Raw genomic sequence first — 19722 nt, 5'->3', positions numbered from 1 at the left:
AACCGGCCCGACACCCGAGGGTGTGGACCGGCGAAGCACTATCGGGTCGTCGTGGGGCCCGAGCCAGGCATCAGCAGCGCAATCCGCGCTCGGGCGCCCTGCCTGCAGACGACCGGCTGCAGGCAGGGATGAAACTCATCAGGCCAGCTGGCCGTCGACCTTGTCGAACTGCGCCTGCAGGGACGACTCCGGTGCCTCGCTCAGCAGGCTGACGACGACGATGCCGACGGTCGCCAGGATGAAGCCGGGGATGATCTCGTACAGGTCGAAGATGCCGCCGGACAGCTGCTTCCACACCACCACGGTGACGCCACCGAGGATGATGCCGGCCAGGGCGCCATTGCGGTTCATGCGCTTCCAGTACAGCGACAGCAGGATGGCCGGGCCGAAGGCCGCACCGAAGCCGGCCCAGGCGTAGGACACCAGGCCCAGTACGGTGGTATCCGGGTTCAGCGCCAGGATCAGGGCGATGATGGCGATCAGCACCACGGCGCCACGGCCGACCCAGACCAGTTCCACGTCGCTGGCGTTCTTCTTCAGCAGCGCCTTGTAGAAGTCTTCGGCCAGGGCCGATGAGCTCACCAGCAGCTGCGAGTCGGCGGTGGACATCACCGCGGCCAGCACGGCGGCCATCAGGATGCCGGCGACCACCGGGTGGAACAGGCTGTTGACCAGGACCATGAACACGGTCTCGGCGTCGGCCAGGTCGGTTTCCAGATAGCCCACGGCCACCCAGCCGATGGCCAGGGCGGCGAACAGGGTCAGGGCGGTCCAGCTAACGGCGATGCGGCGCGCGGTGGGCATGTCCTTCTCGTCGGAGATGGCCTTGAAGCGCGCCAGGATGTGCGGCTGACCGAAATAGCCCAGGCCCCAGCCCAGCAGGGAGAGGATGGCGATCCAGCCCAGGGGCTCACCCTTGGTGTCGTTGAAGAAGGTCAGCATCTCCGGGTTCTTGGCCAGGATCGCGGCATGGGCGGCGTCGATGCCACCCACGGCATTCAGGGCGAACACCGGCACCATGACCAGGGCGGCGGCCATCAGCAGGCCCTGCACCACGTCGGTCCAGGCCACGGCGAGGAAGCCACCGAACAGGGTGTAGGAGACCACCGCCAGGGCACCGACCACGACGGCGATCTGGTAGTTGAAGCCGAACACGGTTTCGAACAGCTTGCCTGCCGCCACCAGACCGGAGCTGGTGTAGAACAGGAAGAAGGTCAGGATGATCACCGCCGAGATCACGCGCAGGGCGCGGGATTTATCGTTGAAACGGTTTTCGAAGTAGGCCGGCATGGTCACCGAGTCATTCGCCGCGTGCGAGTAGACACGCAGGCGACGGGCGACGAACAGCCAGTTCAGCCAGGTGCCGGCCAGCAGGCCGATGGCGATCCAGCTGGCCTCGAAGCCGGCCACCAGGGCGTAACCCGGCAGGCCCAGCAGCAGCCAGCCGCTCATGTCGGAGGCGCCGGCGGACAGCGCCGCGGTTCCCGGGCCGATGGAGCGGCCGCCGAGGATATAGTCGGACAGGTTGCTGGTGCGCTTGTAGGCCACCAGGCCCAACCACAGCATCAGCATCAGGTAGACCACGAAGGTCACCCCTACAACAAAAACGTTTTGCTCGTTCATCTTGTTGTTCTCGTGTTAGCACGGCTCGTGCCGTGACACTGGTTTTTAGCGACCGCGGTCTGCAGTCACTGCCTGGGAACCGCTGACCGGGCCACCTGTGGGCGACCCGGCCAGGGCCGGAAGGCGCCTTCTGGGCGCCCCCCTGTGTTATCCGGTCAGACCTCGTCGCCGAGCGACAGCAGCGAGGCGTTGCCGCCTACTGCCGTGGTGTTCACCGAGGTGGTGCGCTCGTTGACGAAGCGCAGCAGGTAGCTCGGACCACCGGCCTTGGGCCCGGTGCCGGACAGGCCACAGCCACCGAACGGCTGCACACCGACCACCGCACCAATCTGGTTGCGATTGATGTAGAGGTTGCCGACCCGCGCCAGGGACTCGATGCGCTGAGCGGTTTCCTCGTTGCGGCTGTGCACGCCGAGGGTCAGGCCGTAGCCGGTGCCGTTGATGGCGGCCACCACCTTGTCCAGGTCGGCCGCCTGGTAGCGGACGATGTGCAGGATGGGGCCGAAGTTTTCCTTCTTCAGCTCGGCGATGCCGCCGATCTCGAAGGCCACCGGGGCGACGAAATGGCCGTCCAGACCGGCCGGCAGCGTGGCTTCGGCAATCAGCTTGCCCTCGCCCTTGAGCTGGGCGATGTGGGCCTCCAGGCCGGCCTTGGCTTCGGCGTCGATGACCGGACCGACGTCGCTGACGCGCTGGTGGGTCGGGCCGACCTTGAGTTCGGCCATGGCGCCCTTGAGCAGCTCGATCACCCGCTCGGCGATATCGGCCTGCACGTACATCACGCGCAGCGCCGAGCAGCGCTGGCCGGCGCTGGTGAAGGCCGACTGCACGGCATCCTTGACCACCTGCTCGGGCAGCGCGGTGGAGTCGACGATCATGGCGTTCTGGCCGCCGGTCTCGGCGATCAGGGCGGCGATCGGGCCTGCCTTCTCGGCCAGCTGGCGGTTGATAATGCGCGCGGTGTCGGTCGAGCCGGTGAAGCAGACGCCGGCGACGCGGGCATCGCGGCAGAACACGCCACCGAGGGTGGCGCCGTCGCCCGGCAGGAAGGCGATCACATCCTGCGGCAGGCCGGCTTCGAACATCAGTTCCAGGGCGCGGGCGGCGATCAGGCTGGTCTGCTCGGCCGGCTTGGCCAGCACGCAGTTGCCCGCCACCAGGGCGGCAACGATCTGGCCCAGGTAGATGGCCAGGGGGAAGTTCCAGGGGCTGACGCAGACGAAGATGCCGCGGCCTTCATGGAACAGCTCGTTACGCTCGCCGGTCGGCCCCTGCAGCTCTTCACGACCCAGGCGCAGGCGAGCCTGCTGGGCGTAGTAACGGCAGAAGTCCACGGCCTCGCGCACTTCGTCGATGCCGTCCTGCAGGCTCTTGCCGGCTTCCAGGGTGCACAGGGCCATCAACTCGCCACGGTTGGCTTCCAGCTGATCGGCCAGGCGCTCGAAAATGCTCGCACGGGCATCGATGGCGGTGGCATTCCAACGCGGCCAGGCGGCCTGCAGCACGTCCAGGGCCTGGGCGGCGTGGGCGGCGCTGGCGAACTGGGCGCTGCCGACCACACGGCTCAGCTCGTAGGGGCAGCGGACTTCCTGGGCGGTGCCGGCCAGCTTCTGCCCGTTGATCACCGGAGCGGCTTGCCATTGACGGTCGAGGTGCGGCTGGTAGACGGACTCGAGTTCGGCCCAGGAGTGCTGAATATTCATGTTGATGCCTTGGGAGTTTTTCCGCGCGGCGCCGAACAGCGCGGGCGGAAGTGGAATTTTCTCATTACTGAGCGACTTGAACTTGCGAAGTTGCGTCACCGGGTGATCGAGAAGGGACTCGACCGGGGTGCTCGGGTCGACCAGCTGGTGGACGAACGAGGAGTTCGCGCCGTTTTCCAGCAGGCGCCGCACCAGGTAGGGCAGCAGGTCCTTGTGGGCGCCGACCGGGGCGTAGATGCGCACGGTCCTGCCATGCTTCTCCAGCACGGTGTCGTAGAGCGCGTCGCCCATGCCATGCAGGCGCTGGAACTCGAACTCGCGGGGCTGCTGGTGCTCGGCGGCCATCGACAGAATGGAGCTGACGGTGTGGGCGTTGTGGCTGGCGAACTGCGGGTAGATCACCCCTCGGGTGAAGTCCGACAGCAAAAAGCGCGCACAGGCCAGGTAGGAGGTGTCGGTGGCCTCCTTGCGGGTGAACACCGGGAAGCCATCCAGGCCCTGGACGTGGCACTGCTTGATCTCGCTGTCCCAGTAGGCGCCCTTGACCAGGCGCAGCGGCATCTTGGCGCCGAGTTCCTTGCCGAGCAGGGTCAGCCACACCAGCACCGGCAGGCAGCGCTTGGAATAGGCCTGCACCACCAGGCCGAACTCGCCCCAGCCCTTGATGGCCGGGTCGCGCATCAGCTTCTCGTACAGCTCCAGCGACAGCTCCAGGCGATCGGCCTCCTCGGCGTCCACCGAGATGCCCACGCCCAGCTCGCGAGCCAGGATCGCCAGCTCGCGGACATTGGCGAACAGCTCGGTGAGCACGCGCTCGCGCTGCGCCACTTCATAGCGCGGGTGCAGGGCGGACAGCTTGATCGACACGGACGGCTTGGGGCCGGGGCCGACCTGGGGCTCGGCGCCGACGGTCTCGATGGCCTTGCGGTAGTCGGCCATGTACTTCTCGGCGTCAGCTTGTGTAAGCGCCGCCTCGCCGAGCATGTCGAAGGAATAGGTGTAGCCCTTCTCGCGTTCCGGGCGGCCGTTCTTCAGCGCCTCGGCGATGGTGCGGCCGAGCACGAACTGCTTGCCCATGAGTTTCATGGCCTGGTTCATCGCCGCGCGAATCACAGGCTCGCCGGAGCGCTGGATCAGTTTGCCGAGGATGCTCTTCGGGCGGCCGTCGGCGGCCTCCGGATCGACAACCTTGCCGGTCATCACCAGGCCCCAGGCGGCGAAGTTGACCAGCACGCTGTCGCTCTGGCCCAGGTGGCGTTCCCACTCGGCGGCGTTGAGCTTGTCGCGGATCAGCGCATCGGCGGTGGCGGCGTCCGGCACGCGCAGCAGCGCCTCGGCCAGGCACATGAGCATCAGCCCTTCCTGGGTGTCGAGGCTGTACTGGCGCAGCAGGGCGTCGAGGGTATCGACGGCATTGTCGCGGCTGCGCACGTCTTCGATCAGGGTGCGGGCACTGCGGCGTATGGCCTCGATGCCGGCATCACCGGGGTCGGCGAGCTGCAGCAGCTCGGTGAGATAGGCTGCCTCGTCAACGCTGTAGTTGGCGCTGATGACAGGAAAAAAATCGGCGGCCTTGGCGGCAGAGATCCGGTTCTGGAACTCGTCCTGCAAGACGTGACTGGCTTTGAACATCACGCCCATCCTCTTATGGAGACTGTTGTTAAAAACCGCGGCTACCGGCTGAGCACGGTCCCTGTGGCACGACCACATGGGGACGCAGGCACGCACGGCGCGAGTGGATTGCGGAATTTAGTGGCAGAGCCATGACAGCTTCTTGCTGAAAACTCGGTATTTTTTGCAGAAAGCTCCGAGCCCAGGAGCTAATCACCAACGCGCGTTTGCCGACAGGCGACGATGAGACGCCGCGGATGCCCGCGCCAGAGCCGCCTATGCCGGGCGAGCGCGTCATAGACTGCGCATCGAGGCGCTACAGCCGGCAGCTGCCCCCACGACGCCGGCCAGATAATGGGCGAAAGGCGTGCCGGGAGAGCGCTCAGCGCACCATTCTGGTGAGCGATTACCTCGGCTGAAGCCGCCTCGAACAGAAGCTCGACCGCGTTCCAGAACCCTGCCCACTCCTGCGGCCAATGCCTCGTCCCCATGGCACTCTTTCTGCATTGCTGCCACTACGAACGATCACTTCGGCAGGGCTCGCCCCTGCAAGGCAAAGGCGCCTGAACCCACTGCGGCTGTTTCGCGGGGCTTCAGGCGTTTTTTTTCGGCACCAGCTGGAGAACCAGACCCATGAAATGGCTTACCTATCCCGCCTTATTGCTGCTCGGAGTACTGGGCATTGCCGGCATGCTGCGCACCCTGGCCTGCATCACCCTGGCAGCAGGTGCCGCAGCGCTGCTGCCCACCCAGCCCGCAGCGCTGGCCTGGGTCCTGCTGGCCTACTTGGGCATCTCCAGCCTGTGGCTGCTGTGGCAGGAGGTGCTGCAGCTGCAACGCTATTGCGACGACGCCAGCCAGGACGCCCCCGGCTCACTTGAGTGGCCGTTGCTCCAGCCGATCAGCCGTAGCCTGCAGCAGTGGCTGCATCGCGAGCAGCGCCAACAGCAGCTGCTGCAGCAGCGTCTGGATGAGATCTCCCACTCCTCCCAGGAGCTCGAGCACAGCGCCGTGCTGGTGACCCGCAACGCCGAGGGCCAGAGCGATTCGGCCAGCTTGGCCGCCGCCGCCGTCGAGCAACTGAATGTGAGCATCGTCCAGGTCGCGGCCCTGGCCGACGAGTCGCGACAGACCAGCCTGGTGACCAGCGAACAGCTGAGCGACGGCATCGCCCGACTCACCGAACTGGTGTCTCAGGTCGCCGATATGACCCGGCAGGCTCAGGCCACCAACGAGCTGATCCAGCAACTGAACAGCAACTCGCACACCATCAACGAAATGTCCGGGACCATCCGCGGCATCGCTGCGCAAACCAACCTGCTCGCCCTGAACGCGGCCATCGAGGCCGCCCGGGCCGGCGAGAGCGGCCGTGGCTTTGCCGTGGTCGCCGATGAAGTGCGCCGCCTGGCGCAGCACAGCCAGGAGTCGGCGGCGGAGATCAGCCGCAACATCGAGTCGGTGCAACAGCACATACAGGGCGCCACCGTGCAGGTGGCGGGGCTCAGCGAGCTGGCGCAGCGCAGTGCCAACAGTTCCGAGGCGGTGCGCAGCCTGCTCGATCGGGCGCAGCAATGCACCCGGCAACTGACCGAGCAGGTCGATCAGGTGGCCGTCAGCACCGAGCAGCAGGGCAAGGCCGTGGCGGAGATCGCCGAACTGGCCGACCACGTCCGCCAGGGCAACGCCGAAAACCTGCGGGCCGCCGACCAGGCCCGCGCCATCGCCCACCATCTGGCTCACCTGACGGGGTAATCGGCATGGACGACTTCTACCCACTCGGGCTCTACCTGGGCGCCGGCGCCGCCGCTCTGACCCTGGCCTTCTACGTCCTGCACCGGCGAACGCAGCGGAACAAGCAGATGCAGATTCAGCTGAACATCCGCCAGCTGGCCCTTCTACGCGTGCTGATCGCCGGTTTTCAGCGCCACCGAGGCCTGAGCAATGGTCTGCTCTGTGGCGATGCCAGCATGGACAAGGACCTTACCGATACGCGGCAGCAACTGGACCAGCATATCCGCGAGGCACAGCAGCTCGGAGGCAGCCACCAGGACGCCTGGAGCAGCCTGATCGATCACTGGTCGCGCCTGCGCGAAGGACGCATCGGCACCCCGGCGAACAACCTGACCCAGCACCACCTGATCATCCGCAACAGCATCTACCTGATGGAAGATGTGGCCAGCGAAGTCGACCTGAGCGAGGGCCGCGCCGCCCTAAACTACCTACCCTGCATCTGGCGCGAGGTGGTTCAGGCGGCGGAATGGGCGGGCCAGGCGCGCGCCCTGGGCACCGGTATCGCGGCCGCCGGCAGGAGCAGCGCCGAGCAGCGCGTGCGCCTGCGCTTTCTCTACCAGAAGATTCAGCTGCTGGCCGGCACAGCCTTCGCGACCCTGCAGCGCCATACCGGCGAACAACCGCAGGGCGACCTGTTCCACCTGCCTCATCGGCAACGGGTGATCGACGACTTCCTGCGCTGCATCGAACAGGAGTTGCTCGGCCAGGCGCAGCCGGCAATCGCCGCAAAGGCCTATTTTCAGCACGCCACCCAGGCCATCGACGAGCTGCTGGCCCTGGTGGATACCGCACTGCAGCAACTGCAGCCGCAGCGCTAGGGGAAGCCAGATGCACAATGCCGCCTCCCCCTTGCCAGAGCTCGACAATGTAGCCCCCCGCATAGCTCTGCCTGATCCGTCAGCCGAACCGGTGCACTACACCCGCTATCGCGATTTGTCGCTGGGCAGCCACTTCCAGCCGATTTTCAGCATCGCCCACGGGCGCGCGGTCGGTTACGAAGGGTTGGTGCGAGCCCAGTACGACGACGGTCGCCCGGAGTCACCGGCGGCGCTGCTGGCCATGCCGAGAAACGGCCGGGAATGCCTGGAGCTGGACCGCACCTGCCGCACGCTGCACATGCACAACTTCGCGCGCCAGGCCAGCGGTCACGCCTGGCTGTTCCTCAACCTGAACTCGCAATACCTGGTCAGCGAGCGCCCGGACATCGGCTTCACCCGAAACCTGCTGCACGCGACCGGCATCCCCGCCCATCGGCTGGTCATCGAGATCATCGAAAGCGAAGTCCGTGATCAGGCGCAACTGAAGCAGTTCATCCGCCACTTCCGGGAGCTGGGTTGCCTGATCGCCATCGACGACTTCGGCGCCGGCCACTCCAATTTCGACCGGATCTGGGATCTGGAGCCGGACATCGTCAAGATCGACCGTCGCCTGATTCAGGATGCGAGCAGCTCCGGTCGCGTCGAACGCATTCTCAACGGCATCGTCAGCCTGCTCCACGAGGCCGGCTGCCTGGTGGTAGTCGAGGGCGTGGAGAGCGAACACGAGGCCCTGCTGGCCATCGCGGCCAACGCCGACATGCTTCAAGGCTTCCATTTCGCCAAGCCGCAGCCGTGCATCGTCGACCCGCCCGGGGTCGCCCAGACCTTCGCCAGGCTGCGACGCGGCCGGCAGTGGCAAAGTGTCAAACGCCGCGCCGACCAGCAGCACTACTCGCGCGGTATCGAAGGCCTGTTCCAGCAGGCCCTGGCCGACTTCACCGCCCGCCAGCAGTTCGCCCAAAGCAGCGCGCTGCTGTTCAGCGATTCGCGCACGGTCCGCTGCTATCTGCTCGATGAGGCGGGTCACCAGGTGTCGCCCAGCGTCTATCCCCTGCATTCCCAGCAGCGGCTGAATCTGCAATTCGCCCCGCTGCTGTGCGGCGACCATGCCAACTGGTCGCACAAGCACTACCACTACCGGGCCCTGAAACAGCCGGGGGTCGTCCAGGTCAGCCGACCCTACCTGTCAATAGCGGATTCCCGCATGTGCATCACCCTGTCGCAGACCGTTCATGTCGGCGGCCTACTGCGGGTGTTCTGTTGCGACCTGGATTGGCAGGATCAGTAGCGGCTGCACGTCCGTGTCGAGCCGGCAGCGCTGCGCGCTCAGCGCCTGAGCAGATTGATCAGCAGGGTCAACACCAGGCTGACGAGCAGCATCGAGGTCAGGGGTATGAACACGCGGCCGCGCTCGGACTCGATGCGGATATCACCCGGCAGGCGTCCGAACCAGTGCAGCAGCCAGGGCGCGAAATGCAGGGCCGCGCCGAGCAGCAACATCGCCACCCCGATCAGCATCAGCCAGCGCGCCATCGCGGGGCCTTACTCCGGCCCTGCGGCGCGGCCGAACTTCTGGTCGTAGCCCGAGGGGGTCATGCCGGCGTTGCTCAGGCACTCGCGCAGGTGCTTGATCTCCTGTTTGCTGCACTCGTTGCCTTTGTGCGGGTGGTGCAGGATGAACTCGTAGCCATTGAGGGTCACCCGGAAACGCGCGCCCAGAATCGGCTCGATTGTGGCCTCGAGGTGATGCAGCAGCGATTCGACCTCCCGCCAGTGGATATTGCTGCGCAGCGGATCCTGAAAGATCGAGTACAGCAGGCTCTGATGCTTGTGGCTCATGGCTCGACCTCCGCTCGGCGCCCCTCTTACTGCAAGGATAGCGGGCCGCGCCCGCCAGCCGAGGGCATCACCCTTCGAGCATGAGCGACTGCTCGCCTCGGCCAGGGCGCGGCGGCTCAGGTCCCTATCTAGTGGAACAACGGCTTGCCATGGTCCAGGGCCTGGTCGACCAGCCACTTGCCGTGGGCGATCGAGGCACGCTGGGCGCTTTCCAGCTCGGCGAGATAGAGGCTGTCCACCGGCAGGGTCAGGCGCTTGGTGGTACGCCCGTCCGGCGTGGTGATATGACAGCCACCGGCCCAGGGAGTGGGGATGCCGGGATGCTCGACGACATCTGCGACTATGGTGTGGTCACGATGGACGCATTGCAGGGTGCTCATGGGACCTACCTCTCTGTTGAAAGACCGTCGTCAGGCGGACGCGACCACGACCCGATCGGCGGAGGTGAGTGTTTCAACTATAGAGCAGCACGGGCTACGGTCTGTTCCCTGTGCCTTGTCAAGGATATCGCACAGCACAGTTGACGCAACGGGCCGAACGACGGAGGACAGTGGCCGCAGGCTCTGGTAAAGCGATCCATCAGCCAGGACTTGCCCCCCAGAGGTAGCAGCCTTGCACCGGACACGCTCCCCCGTAACGGTCGCTGCCGCGCCGGCGATCAGCACCGGCTGGCAACTCGCCCCTCAGTCTGCCTGCTGGCGCTTCCACTCATCGGTAAGCATTCCGGAAAAACCCCAGTCTTCCTCGAGAATCTCCTGAATCACCACGTGGGTATGCTCCGGCTTCTTGCCGAGCACCCTGACCAGGGACTCGGTCACCTCCTTGACCAGCTGAGCCTTCTGCTCGCGGCTCGCACCCTTGGTGATCTGGATATTGACGTATGGCATCTCGGTGTTGCTCCATGCGATTGGCAATCCGGCAAAATTACCTGAAGGCGAGGCGGACCGCGACGCTCCGGCATGAGGTCGCCGGGGGCGGTGCAGGCCGAGGGCTGGCCGCTACTCGCTGGCGCGCAGGCGCTTGGGCGTCAGTCCGAGGTAGCGCCGCATGGCCGTAGTCAAGGCGCTCTGGCTGGAGAAGCCACACTCCTCGGCGATGCGGATCAGCGGCAGCGGACTCTCGCGCAGCAGGCGCGCGGCACGGTCCAGGCGAGTCTTGAGCAGGTACTGATGGGGTGTCAGGCCGACACTGTCCTTGAACTGGGCATGAAAATGGCTGGGGCTCAGGCAGGCCACCTGGGCCAGTTCGGCGACGCTGATGCGGCGCACCAGGTGCGCGTCGATATAGGCGTCCAGGCGCTCCAGGTCGAGCGAGCCCTGGCCGCGCCCCTGCCGCTCGCCGAACAGGCGCAGGTGCAGCGCGCGCAGCAGCACGCCGCCCAGGGCACGGGCCAGCATCGGGTCGCTGCCGTAGCGCTCCAGTTCGGCTCCCGCGTAGCTCAGCAGGTTCTGGAAGTCGGCGTCCAGCTGCGGGTAACGCGGCGTCTCGAACAGGTGGGTGAGCAGCTCCAGGTCTTCGCTGGGGGTGTCCTGCTCGTCCAGGTCGAGGATCAGCATGCGGTTGTCGCCGACCCCGGCAAACTGATGATCGGCATCGCCCGGCACCAGGCAGGCGCGCATCCGGCACACCTCGCCGCCTCGACCGTTGACCTCGAACTCGGCACGCCCGGACAGCGACAGCACCAACTGATGGTGGTCGTGGGTGTGCTCGTGGGCTTGGTCATCCAGGCAGATCAGGCGAGCTTTGAGCATTGCGACGGCAATCCGCGATGTTAAACCCGCAATTCTACCCAGTTGCGAGGCTCGCCGTCTGCCCACGCCGACCGCAGGCCACTGGCTACTGGCCGCCGCACTGATTTGCAGCAAAACAACCGGGGTGCCCATGGAACGCACAGGCTTGGTGCGCTCAGTTCTCTCATGCAGCACGCCGACGCTTGTGCCAGAGCGGTTGCACGGCATCTGGCAGGGAAGTTGCTCCAGGCACCACCTCAGGCCCACTACGCCGCTTCGAGGTCGCCCATGGAACCGCAGATCATCCTAGCCCTGGCGCTCACGCTGACTTTCCTCGGCCAATGGCTGACGGGGCGTGCCAAGCGCCGCCACCGGCAGACCCTGGCCGAGCTGGAAAGCGCCACCCTGCAGCGCAGCCTGGCGCTGCTGCGGGCCCTGCAGAAACACCGCGGTCTCGGCGCCCAGCAGGACCTGGCCAGCAGCTGCCAACGCCGGGCCCTGGCCCGCCAGCTCGACCAGCTCTGGCTGAACTGGCCGGGACCCAGCCTGCAGTTGCCAGCCCTGCAGCAGCAGTGGCCGCAACTGCGCCGCAAGCCCGCCGACTTTGCCGCCCACTGCCAGGTAATCGAGGCACTGCTGACGGTCATCGAGCAGCTCGAGGTGCGCCTGAACCTGCGCCACGATCCGCAGCTGCAAGGCCTCGGCCAGTCCTGCCGGGCACTCGAGGATCTCGCCCGCCTGCGCGGCCTGGCCGTTCGCGCGGCCAACTACGAACGCTGCCCCGCAGGCCTGCAGGCACAGCTGCGCGAGCTCTGTCGGCGGCTTGCCATCACGCACCCATACGAACCGATGCCCGGCCTGCTGCGGCGTCTGCAGCAGGACCTGATCGAGGCCGCACAACCGCGGATGACGCCACTCGACTGCTTCGCCCTGCTGACGCCGCTGATCGAGCAGCGCTGGCAAGGCCTGCCGGTGCCCGGTTCGACCTCCGCGACCTAAGCACCCGGGAGCGCGCTGGTCGGCAGCTCTGCCCCGGCAACTGCAACTGGCCACGTGCCGATTGAAAAAACCCGCGCTCCGCCCCATGTTGCATTCAACGTGCAACAGCAGGTGCAGCATGAACGAACCCGAAGATATCGAAGTCGTCGCCGAACCGGCCGCTCAACCCGGCCACAGCCTGGCGCTGCCCGACCAGCAGCTGCCCGACAAGCTGTACGTGATCCCGATCCACAACCGCCCGCTGTTCCCGGCGCAGATACTGCCGGTGATCGTCAATCCGCAGCCCTGGGGCAAGACCCTGGAGCGGGTGTCGAACACGGCGCACAAGTGCCTGGCGCTGTTCTACCTGGACAGCCCGCCCGGCGAGGCCAGCGCCTTCGACCCCGACAACCTGCCGGAGCACGGCACCCTGGTGCGTGTGCACCACGCCGCGGAGGAAGGCGGCAAGCTGCAGTTCGTCGCCCAGGGCCTGACCCGGGTGCGCATCCGCGGCTGGCTCAGCCGCAAGCCGCCCTACCTGGCGGAAGTCGAGTACCCGAAGAGCCCGCTCGACCCGCGCGACGAGGTGAAGGCCTACGGCATGGCCCTGATCAACGCGATCAAGGAGCTGTTGCCGCTCAACCCGCTGTACAGCGAAGAGCTGAAGAACTACCTGAACCGCTTCAGCCCCAACGACCCTTCGCCCCTGACCGACTTCGCCGCGGCCCTGACCAGCGCCCCGGGCGCCGAGCTGCAGGAAGTGCTGGACACCGTACCCATGCTCAAGCGCATGGAGAAGGTGCTGCCGCTGCTGCGCAAGGAGGTCGAAGTTGGCCGCCTGCAGAAGGAACTGTCGGCGGAGGTCAATCGCAAGATCGGCGAGCGCCAGCGCGAGTTCTTCCTCAAGGAACAGCTGAAGATCATTCAGCAGGAGCTGGGCCTGAGCAAGGACGACCGCAGCGCCGACCTCGAGCAGTTCCAGCAGCGCCTGGAGGGCAAGACCCTGCCCGAGCAGGCGCGCAAGCGCATCGACGAGGAACTGAACAAGCTGTCGATCCTCGAAACCGGCTCGCCGGAATACGCGGTGACGCGCAACTACCTGGACTGGGCTACCGCCCTGCCCTGGGGCGTCTACGGCAAGGACAAGCTGGACCTCAAGCACGCCCGCCAGGTGCTCGATGCCCATCACGCCGGCATGGACGACATCAAGGCGCGGATCACCGAGTTTCTCGCGGTCGGCGCCTTCAAGGGCGAGATCGCCGGCAGCATCGTGCTGCTCGTCGGCCCGCCGGGCGTCGGCAAGACCAGCATCGGCAAATCCATCGCCGAGTCCCTCGGTCGGCCCTTCTACCGCTTCAGCGTCGGCGGCATGCGCGACGAGGCGGAGATCAAGGGCCATCGCCGCACTTACATCGGCGCCCTGCCCGGCAAGCTGGTGCAGGCGCTGAAGGAAGTCGAGGTGATGAACCCGGTGATCATGCTCGACGAGATCGACAAGCTCGGCGCCAGTTTTCAGGGCGACCCGGCCTCGGCCCTGCTGGAGACCCTCGATCCGGAGCAGAACGTCGAGTTCCTCGACCACTACCTGGACCTGCGCCTGGACCTGTCCAAGGTGCTGTTCGTCTGCACCGCCAACACCCTGGATTCCATTCCCGGCCCGTTGCTCGACCGCATGGAGGTGATCCGCCTGTCCGGCTACATCACCGAGGAGAAGCTGGCCATCGCCAAGCGCCACCTGTGGCCCAAGCAATTGGCCAAGGCCGGGGTGGCGAAGAAGCACCTGAGCATCAGCGACGCCGCGCTCAGGGCGCTGATCGAGGGCTACGCCCGCGAGGCGGGGGTACGCCAACTGGAAAAGCAGCTCGGCAAGCTGGTACGCAAGGCGGTGGTCAAGTTGCTCGACGACCCCGGCAGCAAGGTGAAGATCGGCGCCAAGGACCTGGAGGGCTACCTGGGCATGCCGGTGTTCCGCAGCGAACAGCTGCTGTCCGGCGTCGGCGTGATCACCGGCCTGGCCTGGACCAGCATGGGCGGTGCGACCTTGCCGATCGAGGCGACGCGCATCCATACCCTCGGCCGCGGCTTCAAGCTCACCGGCCAGCTCGGCGCGGTGATGAAGGAATCGGCGGAGATCGCCCACAGCTACATCAGCGCGCAGCTGAAGAAGTTCGGCGGCCAGCCAGGCTTCTTCGACGAGGCCTTCGTCCACCTGCATGTGCCGGAGGGCGCCACCCCCAAGGACGGCCCGAGCGCCGGCGTGACCATGGCCAGCGCCTTGCTGTCGCTGGCGCGCAACCAGGCGCCGAAGACAGGCGTGGCGATGACCGGCGAGCTGACCCTCACCGGTCAGGTGCTGGCGATCGGCGGCGTGCGCGAGAAGGTGATAGCCGCCCGCCGGCAGAAGCTCTTCGAGCTGATCCTGCCCGACGCCAACCGCGGCTCCTACGAGGAGCTGCCCGACTACCTCAAGGAAGGGATGACCGTGCACTTCGCCAAGCGCTTCGCCGACGTGACCAAGGTGCTGTTCGACTGAATAGACGCCTCGCAGCGGGCCGGCGCTGAAGCTTCGGCCCGCTGCAGGTTCCGCCAGCGACCGCTCAGCGGCTATGCTGACAGGCGTTTTCCGCCCTTCCGGAGTCCCGCCATGCTCAACGCCCATCGCCTGCTGTTGCCGATCGGCCTGGCCCTGCTGACGGCCTGCGCCCATAAACCGAGTAGCCTCACCGTGCAGAAACAGAACCAGTGCCCGCTGCAACTGCACAGCGGCCAACAGCTGGTGCTGATCCTGCCGAGCAACCCGACCACGGGGTTCCGTTGGGTGATTCGCGACGGCGCCGAGCGCGTGCTCAGCAGCCTGGGACCGGAGGTCTACAGCAACCCGGAGGATGCCGGCCTGGTCGGCAGCGCCGGACAGTCGACCTGGCTGTTCAACGCCAAGCAGCCGGGTGAAGGTCACCTGCTGCTGACCTACCAACGTCCCTGGGAAGTCGAGGTTGCGCCGGCGAAAACCTTCGATTGCCCGATTCGGGTCGAGTGAGTTTTCGTCGGATTTTTTCTCGACGGGCGGCGCACAGGCGTTCGCTTACGGCACCACTCAAGCCCCTCCTCAACCCCCCGCTTTAGAGGTGTTGAGCAGCAACCCCATCCTCCCAGAAGCCGGCAGGCGCACCTAGCGGCCCGCCGCGTCCGCGCATGAGAAAAAGGGGCGAAGTGCGCCCGGATCGACTATAGGGAATAGAACGGATCTAACTTCTGGGGGAAGACGACATGAGAGTCGACTGGCGTGAAGTTGTAGTGATCGTGAGCCTGATCTATCTGAGCGGTTGCAGCAGCCTGTTACCTAGCGAACGCGTCGAAGCACAATCGCCGTTCGACGATTACCTGGATGCGGAAATACGCTATGCGCAGGCGCTACCCGGGCGAACCAGTCGCTCGGAGCTGTTCTCACTGGGTTTCGATCCGCTGGCCGAGGGCAACGGCAAGATGCTCTCGTTCATCGATGTGCGATTGATGTTCGTGCAGCCGAACATTCCCATCGAGTACCTCCCCGAAGGTCTGCTGGAGTGCCTGGAGGCCAAGGACCGCTGCATTGGTTATGCCTTCGAGTTCAACAAGACCGATACCCAGCGGGTCGGCAACTTCTGGGCCGACGCGTTCAACTTCCGCAAACGGCGCGAGCATCAAGGCTGGACCTTCCGCGCGGTGTTCGTGATGGTCGACGACAAACTGGTGCACAAGGTCAGCAACGGCGAGCCGAATATCCGCCACCTGGAAGTCAGGCGTAATCCGCTGGGCCCCTTGCAGGGAGCCGGCGAATTTCTGTCCGACCAGTTCCTGAAATGAGCTGGTTCTGGCGAGGCGGGATCGGCGCTCAAACCGGCCCCGCCTCGGCCTCGCGACTAGGCGAAACTGTCGCGCTGCAGGTTCCGCAGCCAGCCCGGCCCTTCTTCCTCGCGCACATCGTCAGTCGGCTCTGGCGCCTCGGCCGACGAGGTTGACACCATAGTCATGGTCACCGGATCGAAGGAGTAGGTCACCGTGGTCCAGCTCGCAGTCTTGCGGGTGATGGGTGGGAACGCTGCCGCGGTGGTCTTGGGCGCCGGGTCCGGTTCCAGGCCGGCCAGATCACGCAGGATCGCATCCACGCACACCTTGGCCTGGGCGTTGGCCATGTGCCCGGACTTGGCCTGGCCGGTGGACTGCGAGTCTCCCAGCACATGTACATTCGCCGCGGGCACCAGGGTACTGGCGTAGTTCAGCGGATTGACCGGGGCGAACCGGCTGCCATCGGGCACCAGCCCGCTGTCGAACGCCAGTTTTCCGGCCTTCTGCGCCGGAATCAGGTTGATCACCTCGGCCGTGACCGAGTCCGCCAGGCCATCGCGGCTGATATCCAAGCGCATGTTCAGCGCGTCTGCGGCGTTCACCGTAACGTTCGGCACGTACTCGACGATATCCCGGTAGACCCCCTCGAACGCCGTCGTGAAGGTGCGCCGCATGCCGGCGATACCTGGATTGGCGTCGAGGATGAGAATCTTCGAGCCTGGGCGTTCGCGCCGGAAGAAGTCGGCCACCACCGTGGCCCGCTCATAGGGCGCGGTATGGGCGCGGAACGGCGTATTGGGAATGGCGATGACGAAAGTGCCACCTGCCGGCATGGCCAGCAACTGATCGCGCAACAGCAGCGTCTGCTCGCCGGCAATCCAGGCGTGGGGCATGGCCTGGAAGTCGTGCCCCTGCACAGCATCGAAATCGATGCCCGGGGCCAGAATCACATGCTCGTACTCCAGGCTCGCGCCGCTGGCCAGGTGGACTGTATTGGTCGACGGGTCGACCCGTACGGCGCTATCGGCCAGCAGTTCCACGCCATAGCGATCGCGCAAGACGCTCAACGGATTGGTCAGCTCTGCCAACGCGCTTTCGCCGGTCAGCACCAGATTGCTGCCGACACAGGACACGTGGGCCGCCGCCGGATCGACCAGGGTCACGTTTAGGTCATGGCCGAACAGACGAAGGTACTTGGCGGCCGTGGCGCCGGCGAAACCGCCTCCGAGCACAACGACTCGAGCGCCCGTGGCAGCTTGCAGGGAATAAGGCAACGCGGCGAGTGCGACCCCAACCCCGCAGACCTGTATGAATCTACGACGGTTCAAGTTATTCATGACTTGTCCTCCAGTGCGGGGTTGGCTTAGTCGTCGTCGCGATCGCCCCCCGTGCGCCCCAGATAGTCGGCGATCAGGCGCAGCTCTTCGTCGCTGTAGGCCTTCGCTTGCTGGTTCATCACGGTGACTTCGTCCGACGCTTTCATCTCCAACAGCTCTTCGAGGAGATCGTCTGCACCTTGGTCATCGATGCTGCCGATCTCGCTTTGCGACTCACCATTGGTGCCATGGCACTGAAAACACTGGGTCGCCAGCAGCCGTCCCGCCGGAGGTCCGGCCGCTGGTTCGGTGGGTTCGGCGGCCAGCGTGGAGACGCTGCCGGCGGCGAGCAGGCTGATAGCCAATAAGGGGGTGCCTAAGTGTTTCACCGTTTGACCCTCCTGATAGAGATGATCTTGTTCTATTACGGCGAACCTTGGCGCAGGCGAAATCATCGCCCTGTAGCAGGAAGAAGGGATCGCGTGCGCCTTTCCTTGGTGGAAGTGTTGCAGGGGCCTGAGCCCTTAACGCAACCAGCCTAGACCAATTTCCCGGCCAGATATGACCATTGGTCTTAACGCATATAGGACTAAAGTCTTATCGGTCAGCGTCTAATAACAATGAACGCGCTCGACCTTCTTCTCTGCGCCGTTACCCAGGCTTTGGTCATGACCCCGGTCTTGGGTAAAATGCCGCCCGTCCCTCCTGCCTTGGAATCACCGTGCGCCAGCCCCCCGACCGTCTCTTCGCCCAACCCCTGGCCCAGGTGCCGGACTTCGTCTTCAACGAGGATGTGGTAAGGGTGTTCCCTGACATGATCAAGCGCTCGGTGCCGGGTTATCCGACCATAGTCGAGAACATCGGCGTGCTGGCTGGCCAGTTCGCCCAGCCCCACAGCGTGCTGTACGACCTGGGCGCCTCCCTCGGCGCGGTGACCCAGGCCCTGCGCCGCCACGTGCAGATCGCCGATTGCCGGGTGGTCGCGGTGGACAATTCCAGCGCCATGGCCGAGCGCTGCCGCGAGTACCTGCATGCCCAGGACGCCATGTTCCAGGAGCTACTGCCGGTGGAGGTGATCGAGGCCGACATCCTGGCCCTGGAGTTCCAGCCGGCCTCGCTGGTCGCCCTGAACTTCACCCTGCAGTTCATCCAGCCTGAACAGCGCCTGGCCTTGCTCGGCCGCATCCGCCAGGCCCTGCTGCCCGGTGGCGCGCTGATCCTCTCCGAGAAGCTGCGCTTCGAGGATGAGCAACAACACGAGCTGCTGGGTGACCTGCATATCGGCTTCAAACGTGCCAACGGCTACAGCGAGCTGGAAATCGCCCAGAAACGCAGCGCCATCGAAAAGGTCATGCTCCCCGACAGCCTCGAGCAGCACCGCGAGCGCCTGCTGGCCGCCGGGTTCAGTCGCGTGGTGCCCTGGTTCCAGTGCCTGAACTTCGCCTCGATGATCGCCCTGCCATGATCAGCCGCCTCGACCTCGACGCCCTGCAGCAAAAACTGGCGGGCACCCCGCTGCAAGACTGGTCGGCCGGCCTGCCGGGGCAGATCGATGCCAAACTGGCGATCGGCCATGGCGACCTGCAGCGCTGGTACGGCGCCGTCGAAGCCCTGCCCGCCCTGAGGGTGGAGCACCAGGAACTGCTGCAGCGCTTCAGCTTCGACGGGCCTTGCGACGAGCGTTCCCGGGCCGCCCTGAAGAATGCCCTGCAAGGGCTGATCCCCTGGCGCAAGGGACCCTTCGAGCTGTTCGGCGTGCAGGTCGACAGCGAATGGCGCTCGGACTGGAAGTGGCAGCGCGTCGCCCCCTACCTCGACCTCGCCGGCAAGCGCGTGCTGGATGTCGGCTGCGGCAACGGCTACTACATGTGGCGCATGCTCGGCGCCGGCGCCGACAGCGTGGTGGGCATCGACCCCAACTGGCTGTTCCTCTGCCAGTTCCTGGCGATGAAGCACTACCTGCCCGACCTTCCGGCCTGGCACCTGCCGCTGGCCTTCGAGGAGCTGCCCGCCAGGCTGCAGGGCTTCGACACGGTGTTCTCCATGGGGGTGCTGTATCACCGGCGCTCGCCGATCGACCACCTGCTCGATCTCAAGGACTGCCTGGTCAAGGGCGGCGAACTGGTGCTGGAGACCCTGGTGGTGGAAGGCGACGCCCAGCAGGTGCTGGTACCCGAAGACCGTTACGCGCAGATGCGCAACGTCTGGTTCCTGCCCTCGGTGCCGGCCCTGGAACTGTGGCTGCGCCGCGCCGGCTTCGACGAGGTGCGCTGCGTCGATGTCAGCATGACCTCGGTGGACGAACAGCGCGCCACCGAATGGATGCGCTTCCAGTCGCTGCCGGAGTTCCTTGATCCGGCCGACCACGGCCGCACGGTCGAGGGCCTGCCGGCGCCGACCCGCGCGGTATTGGTGGCGCGCAAGCCTTAACACGGAGGCGGGTGTATGGCTTCGGCCGTCCACCCTACAGGCGTGCAGCGCGCATCCC

Annotated in this window: 18 protein-coding genes; 9 read left to right on the top strand and 9 right to left on the bottom strand. The window is 65.8% G+C overall.

The genetic code is table 11. The features are described 5' to 3' along the window. Positions 1-138: 138 nt before the first annotated feature. Positions 139-1623 (bottom strand): sodium/proline symporter PutP, encoded by a 1485-nt coding sequence (gene putP, locus KDW96_RS18255; protein WP_255837636.1) that lies wholly within the window; start codon positions 1621-1623, stop codon positions 139-141. 155 nt (positions 1624-1778) lie between these two features. Beyond that, on the bottom strand, positions 1779-4958 hold the full coding sequence (putA, locus tag KDW96_RS18250; RefSeq protein ID WP_255837635.1) for a bifunctional proline dehydrogenase/L-glutamate gamma-semialdehyde dehydrogenase PutA: 3180 nt from the start codon (positions 4956-4958) through the stop codon (positions 1779-1781). A 612-nt stretch (positions 4959-5570) separates the two neighbouring features. Between putA and KDW96_RS18245 the strand changes: the two genes are divergently transcribed. Genes KDW96_RS18245 through KDW96_RS18235 form a run of 3 tightly spaced genes read left to right on the top strand, consistent with a single transcriptional unit; the run spans position 5571 to position 8834 of the window. Continuing rightward, positions 5571-6689 carry a methyl-accepting chemotaxis protein gene (locus tag KDW96_RS18245; RefSeq protein ID WP_255837634.1) on the top strand — a complete coding sequence of 373 codons (1119 nt, stop codon included), beginning with the start codon at positions 5571-5573 and terminating at the stop codon, positions 6687-6689. Positions 6690-6694: 5 nt separating this feature from the next. After that, positions 6695-7546, top strand: a complete 852-nt coding sequence (locus KDW96_RS18240; protein WP_255837633.1) for a nitrate- and nitrite sensing domain-containing protein — start codon at positions 6695-6697, stop codon at positions 7544-7546. Positions 7547-7556: 10 nt separating this feature from the next. Further along, positions 7557-8834 carry an EAL domain-containing protein gene (locus KDW96_RS18235; RefSeq protein WP_255837632.1) on the top strand — a complete coding sequence of 426 codons (1278 nt, stop codon included), beginning with the start codon at positions 7557-7559 and terminating at the stop codon, positions 8832-8834. A 38-nt stretch (positions 8835-8872) separates the two neighbouring features. Here the strand turns inward: KDW96_RS18235 and KDW96_RS18230 are convergent, their stop codons facing one another. The 5 genes from KDW96_RS18230 to KDW96_RS18210 form a co-directional block, all read right to left on the bottom strand. After that, on the bottom strand, positions 8873-9079 hold the full coding sequence (locus tag KDW96_RS18230) for a DUF2905 domain-containing protein (RefSeq protein WP_255837631.1): 207 nt from the start codon (positions 9077-9079) through the stop codon (positions 8873-8875). Between the two features lie 9 nt (positions 9080-9088). Further along, positions 9089-9385, bottom strand: a complete 297-nt coding sequence (locus KDW96_RS18225; RefSeq protein ID WP_255837630.1) for a hypothetical protein — start codon at positions 9383-9385, stop codon at positions 9089-9091. A gap of 128 nt (positions 9386-9513) precedes the next feature. Further along, positions 9514-9765, bottom strand: a complete 252-nt coding sequence (locus KDW96_RS18220; protein WP_255837629.1) for a hypothetical protein — start codon at positions 9763-9765, stop codon at positions 9514-9516. 303 nt (positions 9766-10068) lie between these two features. Then, entirely contained in the window at positions 10069-10272 is a 204-nt protein-coding gene (locus KDW96_RS18215) for a tautomerase family protein (protein WP_255837628.1), read from the bottom strand. Positions 10273-10383: 111 nt separating this feature from the next. Continuing rightward, positions 10384-11136: a helix-turn-helix transcriptional regulator gene (locus KDW96_RS18210; protein WP_255837627.1), complete on the bottom strand. Its 753-nt coding sequence runs from the start codon at positions 11134-11136 to the stop codon at positions 10384-10386. Positions 11137-11403: 267 nt separating this feature from the next. Here KDW96_RS18210 and KDW96_RS18205 point away from each other — a divergent pair, with 267 nt between their 5' ends. From KDW96_RS18205 to KDW96_RS18190, 4 genes are all read left to right on the top strand, one after another. Further along, positions 11404-12114: a hypothetical protein gene (locus KDW96_RS18205; protein WP_255837626.1), complete on the top strand. Its 711-nt coding sequence runs from the start codon at positions 11404-11406 to the stop codon at positions 12112-12114. Positions 12115-12232: 118 nt separating this feature from the next. Further along, positions 12233-14626 (top strand): endopeptidase La, encoded by a 2394-nt coding sequence (gene lon / locus KDW96_RS18200; protein ID WP_255837625.1) that lies wholly within the window; start codon positions 12233-12235, stop codon positions 14624-14626. Positions 14627-14737: 111 nt separating this feature from the next. Continuing rightward, entirely contained in the window at positions 14738-15130 is a 393-nt protein-coding gene (locus tag KDW96_RS18195; protein WP_255837624.1) for a protease inhibitor I42 family protein, read from the top strand. 230 nt (positions 15131-15360) lie between these two features. Beyond that, positions 15361-15936 carry a hypothetical protein gene (locus KDW96_RS18190; RefSeq protein ID WP_255837623.1) on the top strand — a complete coding sequence of 192 codons (576 nt, stop codon included), beginning with the start codon at positions 15361-15363 and terminating at the stop codon, positions 15934-15936. 56 nt (positions 15937-15992) lie between these two features. Here KDW96_RS18190 and KDW96_RS18185 read toward each other — a convergent pair whose 3' ends face one another. Together KDW96_RS18185 and KDW96_RS18180 are read right to left on the bottom strand one after the other, a co-directional pair. Continuing rightward, positions 15993-17150, bottom strand: a complete 1158-nt coding sequence (locus tag KDW96_RS18185; protein WP_255837622.1) for an FAD-dependent oxidoreductase — start codon at positions 17148-17150, stop codon at positions 15993-15995. 131 nt (positions 17151-17281) lie between these two features. Next, a complete protein-coding gene (locus KDW96_RS18180) occupies positions 17282-17623 on the bottom strand; it encodes a c-type cytochrome (RefSeq protein WP_255837621.1) in 342 nt (113 codons plus the stop codon). Positions 17624-17955: 332 nt separating this feature from the next. Here KDW96_RS18180 and cmoA point away from each other — a divergent pair, with 332 nt between their 5' ends. Next, the gene (gene cmoA, locus KDW96_RS18175) at positions 17956-18699 is read left to right on the top strand and encodes a carboxy-S-adenosyl-L-methionine synthase CmoA (protein WP_255837620.1); all 744 of its coding nucleotides are present in this window, start codon (positions 17956-17958) and stop codon (positions 18697-18699) included. Further along, the gene (gene cmoB, locus KDW96_RS18170) at positions 18696-19664 is read left to right on the top strand and encodes a tRNA 5-methoxyuridine(34)/uridine 5-oxyacetic acid(34) synthase CmoB (protein WP_255837619.1); all 969 of its coding nucleotides are present in this window, start codon (positions 18696-18698) and stop codon (positions 19662-19664) included. Before cmoA ends, cmoB begins: the two co-directional genes overlap by 4 nt. Positions 19665-19722 lie beyond the last annotated feature (58 nt).

The sequence above is a fragment of the Pseudomonas benzenivorans genome (genome assembly GCF_024397895.1).
In the GTDB taxonomy this organism is placed as follows: domain Bacteria; phylum Pseudomonadota; class Gammaproteobacteria; order Pseudomonadales; family Pseudomonadaceae; genus Aquipseudomonas; species Aquipseudomonas benzenivorans_A.
The sequence above is the reverse complement of the archived record's forward strand: the minus strand, read 5'-3'. Positions and strand labels throughout refer to the sequence as shown.

Bases quoted from the DNA above. Each gene is read 5' to 3' on its own strand.
- putP (WP_255837636.1), bottom strand. From the start codon at position 1,623: ATGAACGAGCAAAACGTTTTTGTTGTAGGGGTGACCTTCGTGGTCTAC.
- putA (WP_255837635.1), bottom strand. From the start codon at position 4,958: ATGTTCAAAGCCAGTCACGTCTTGCAGGACGAGTTCCAGAACCGGATC.
- KDW96_RS18245 (WP_255837634.1), top strand. From the start codon at position 5,571: ATGAAATGGCTTACCTATCCCGCCTTATTGCTGCTCGGAGTACTGGGC.
- KDW96_RS18240 (WP_255837633.1), top strand. From the start codon at position 6,695: ATGGACGACTTCTACCCACTCGGGCTCTACCTGGGCGCCGGCGCCGCC.
- KDW96_RS18235 (WP_255837632.1), top strand. From the start codon at position 7,557: ATGCACAATGCCGCCTCCCCCTTGCCAGAGCTCGACAATGTAGCCCCC.
- KDW96_RS18230 (WP_255837631.1), bottom strand. From the start codon at position 9,079: ATGGCGCGCTGGCTGATGCTGATCGGGGTGGCGATGTTGCTGCTCGGC.
- KDW96_RS18225 (WP_255837630.1), bottom strand. From the start codon at position 9,385: ATGAGCCACAAGCATCAGAGCCTGCTGTACTCGATCTTTCAGGATCCG.
- KDW96_RS18220 (WP_255837629.1), bottom strand. From the start codon at position 9,765: ATGAGCACCCTGCAATGCGTCCATCGTGACCACACCATAGTCGCAGAT.
- KDW96_RS18215 (WP_255837628.1), bottom strand. From the start codon at position 10,272: ATGCCATACGTCAATATCCAGATCACCAAGGGTGCGAGCCGCGAGCAG.
- KDW96_RS18210 (WP_255837627.1), bottom strand. From the start codon at position 11,136: ATGCTCAAAGCTCGCCTGATCTGCCTGGATGACCAAGCCCACGAGCAC.
- KDW96_RS18205 (WP_255837626.1), top strand. From the start codon at position 11,404: ATGGAACCGCAGATCATCCTAGCCCTGGCGCTCACGCTGACTTTCCTC.
- lon (WP_255837625.1), top strand. From the start codon at position 12,233: ATGAACGAACCCGAAGATATCGAAGTCGTCGCCGAACCGGCCGCTCAA.
- KDW96_RS18195 (WP_255837624.1), top strand. From the start codon at position 14,738: ATGCTCAACGCCCATCGCCTGCTGTTGCCGATCGGCCTGGCCCTGCTG.
- KDW96_RS18190 (WP_255837623.1), top strand. From the start codon at position 15,361: ATGAGAGTCGACTGGCGTGAAGTTGTAGTGATCGTGAGCCTGATCTAT.
- cmoB (WP_255837619.1), top strand. From the start codon at position 18,696: ATGATCAGCCGCCTCGACCTCGACGCCCTGCAGCAAAAACTGGCGGGC.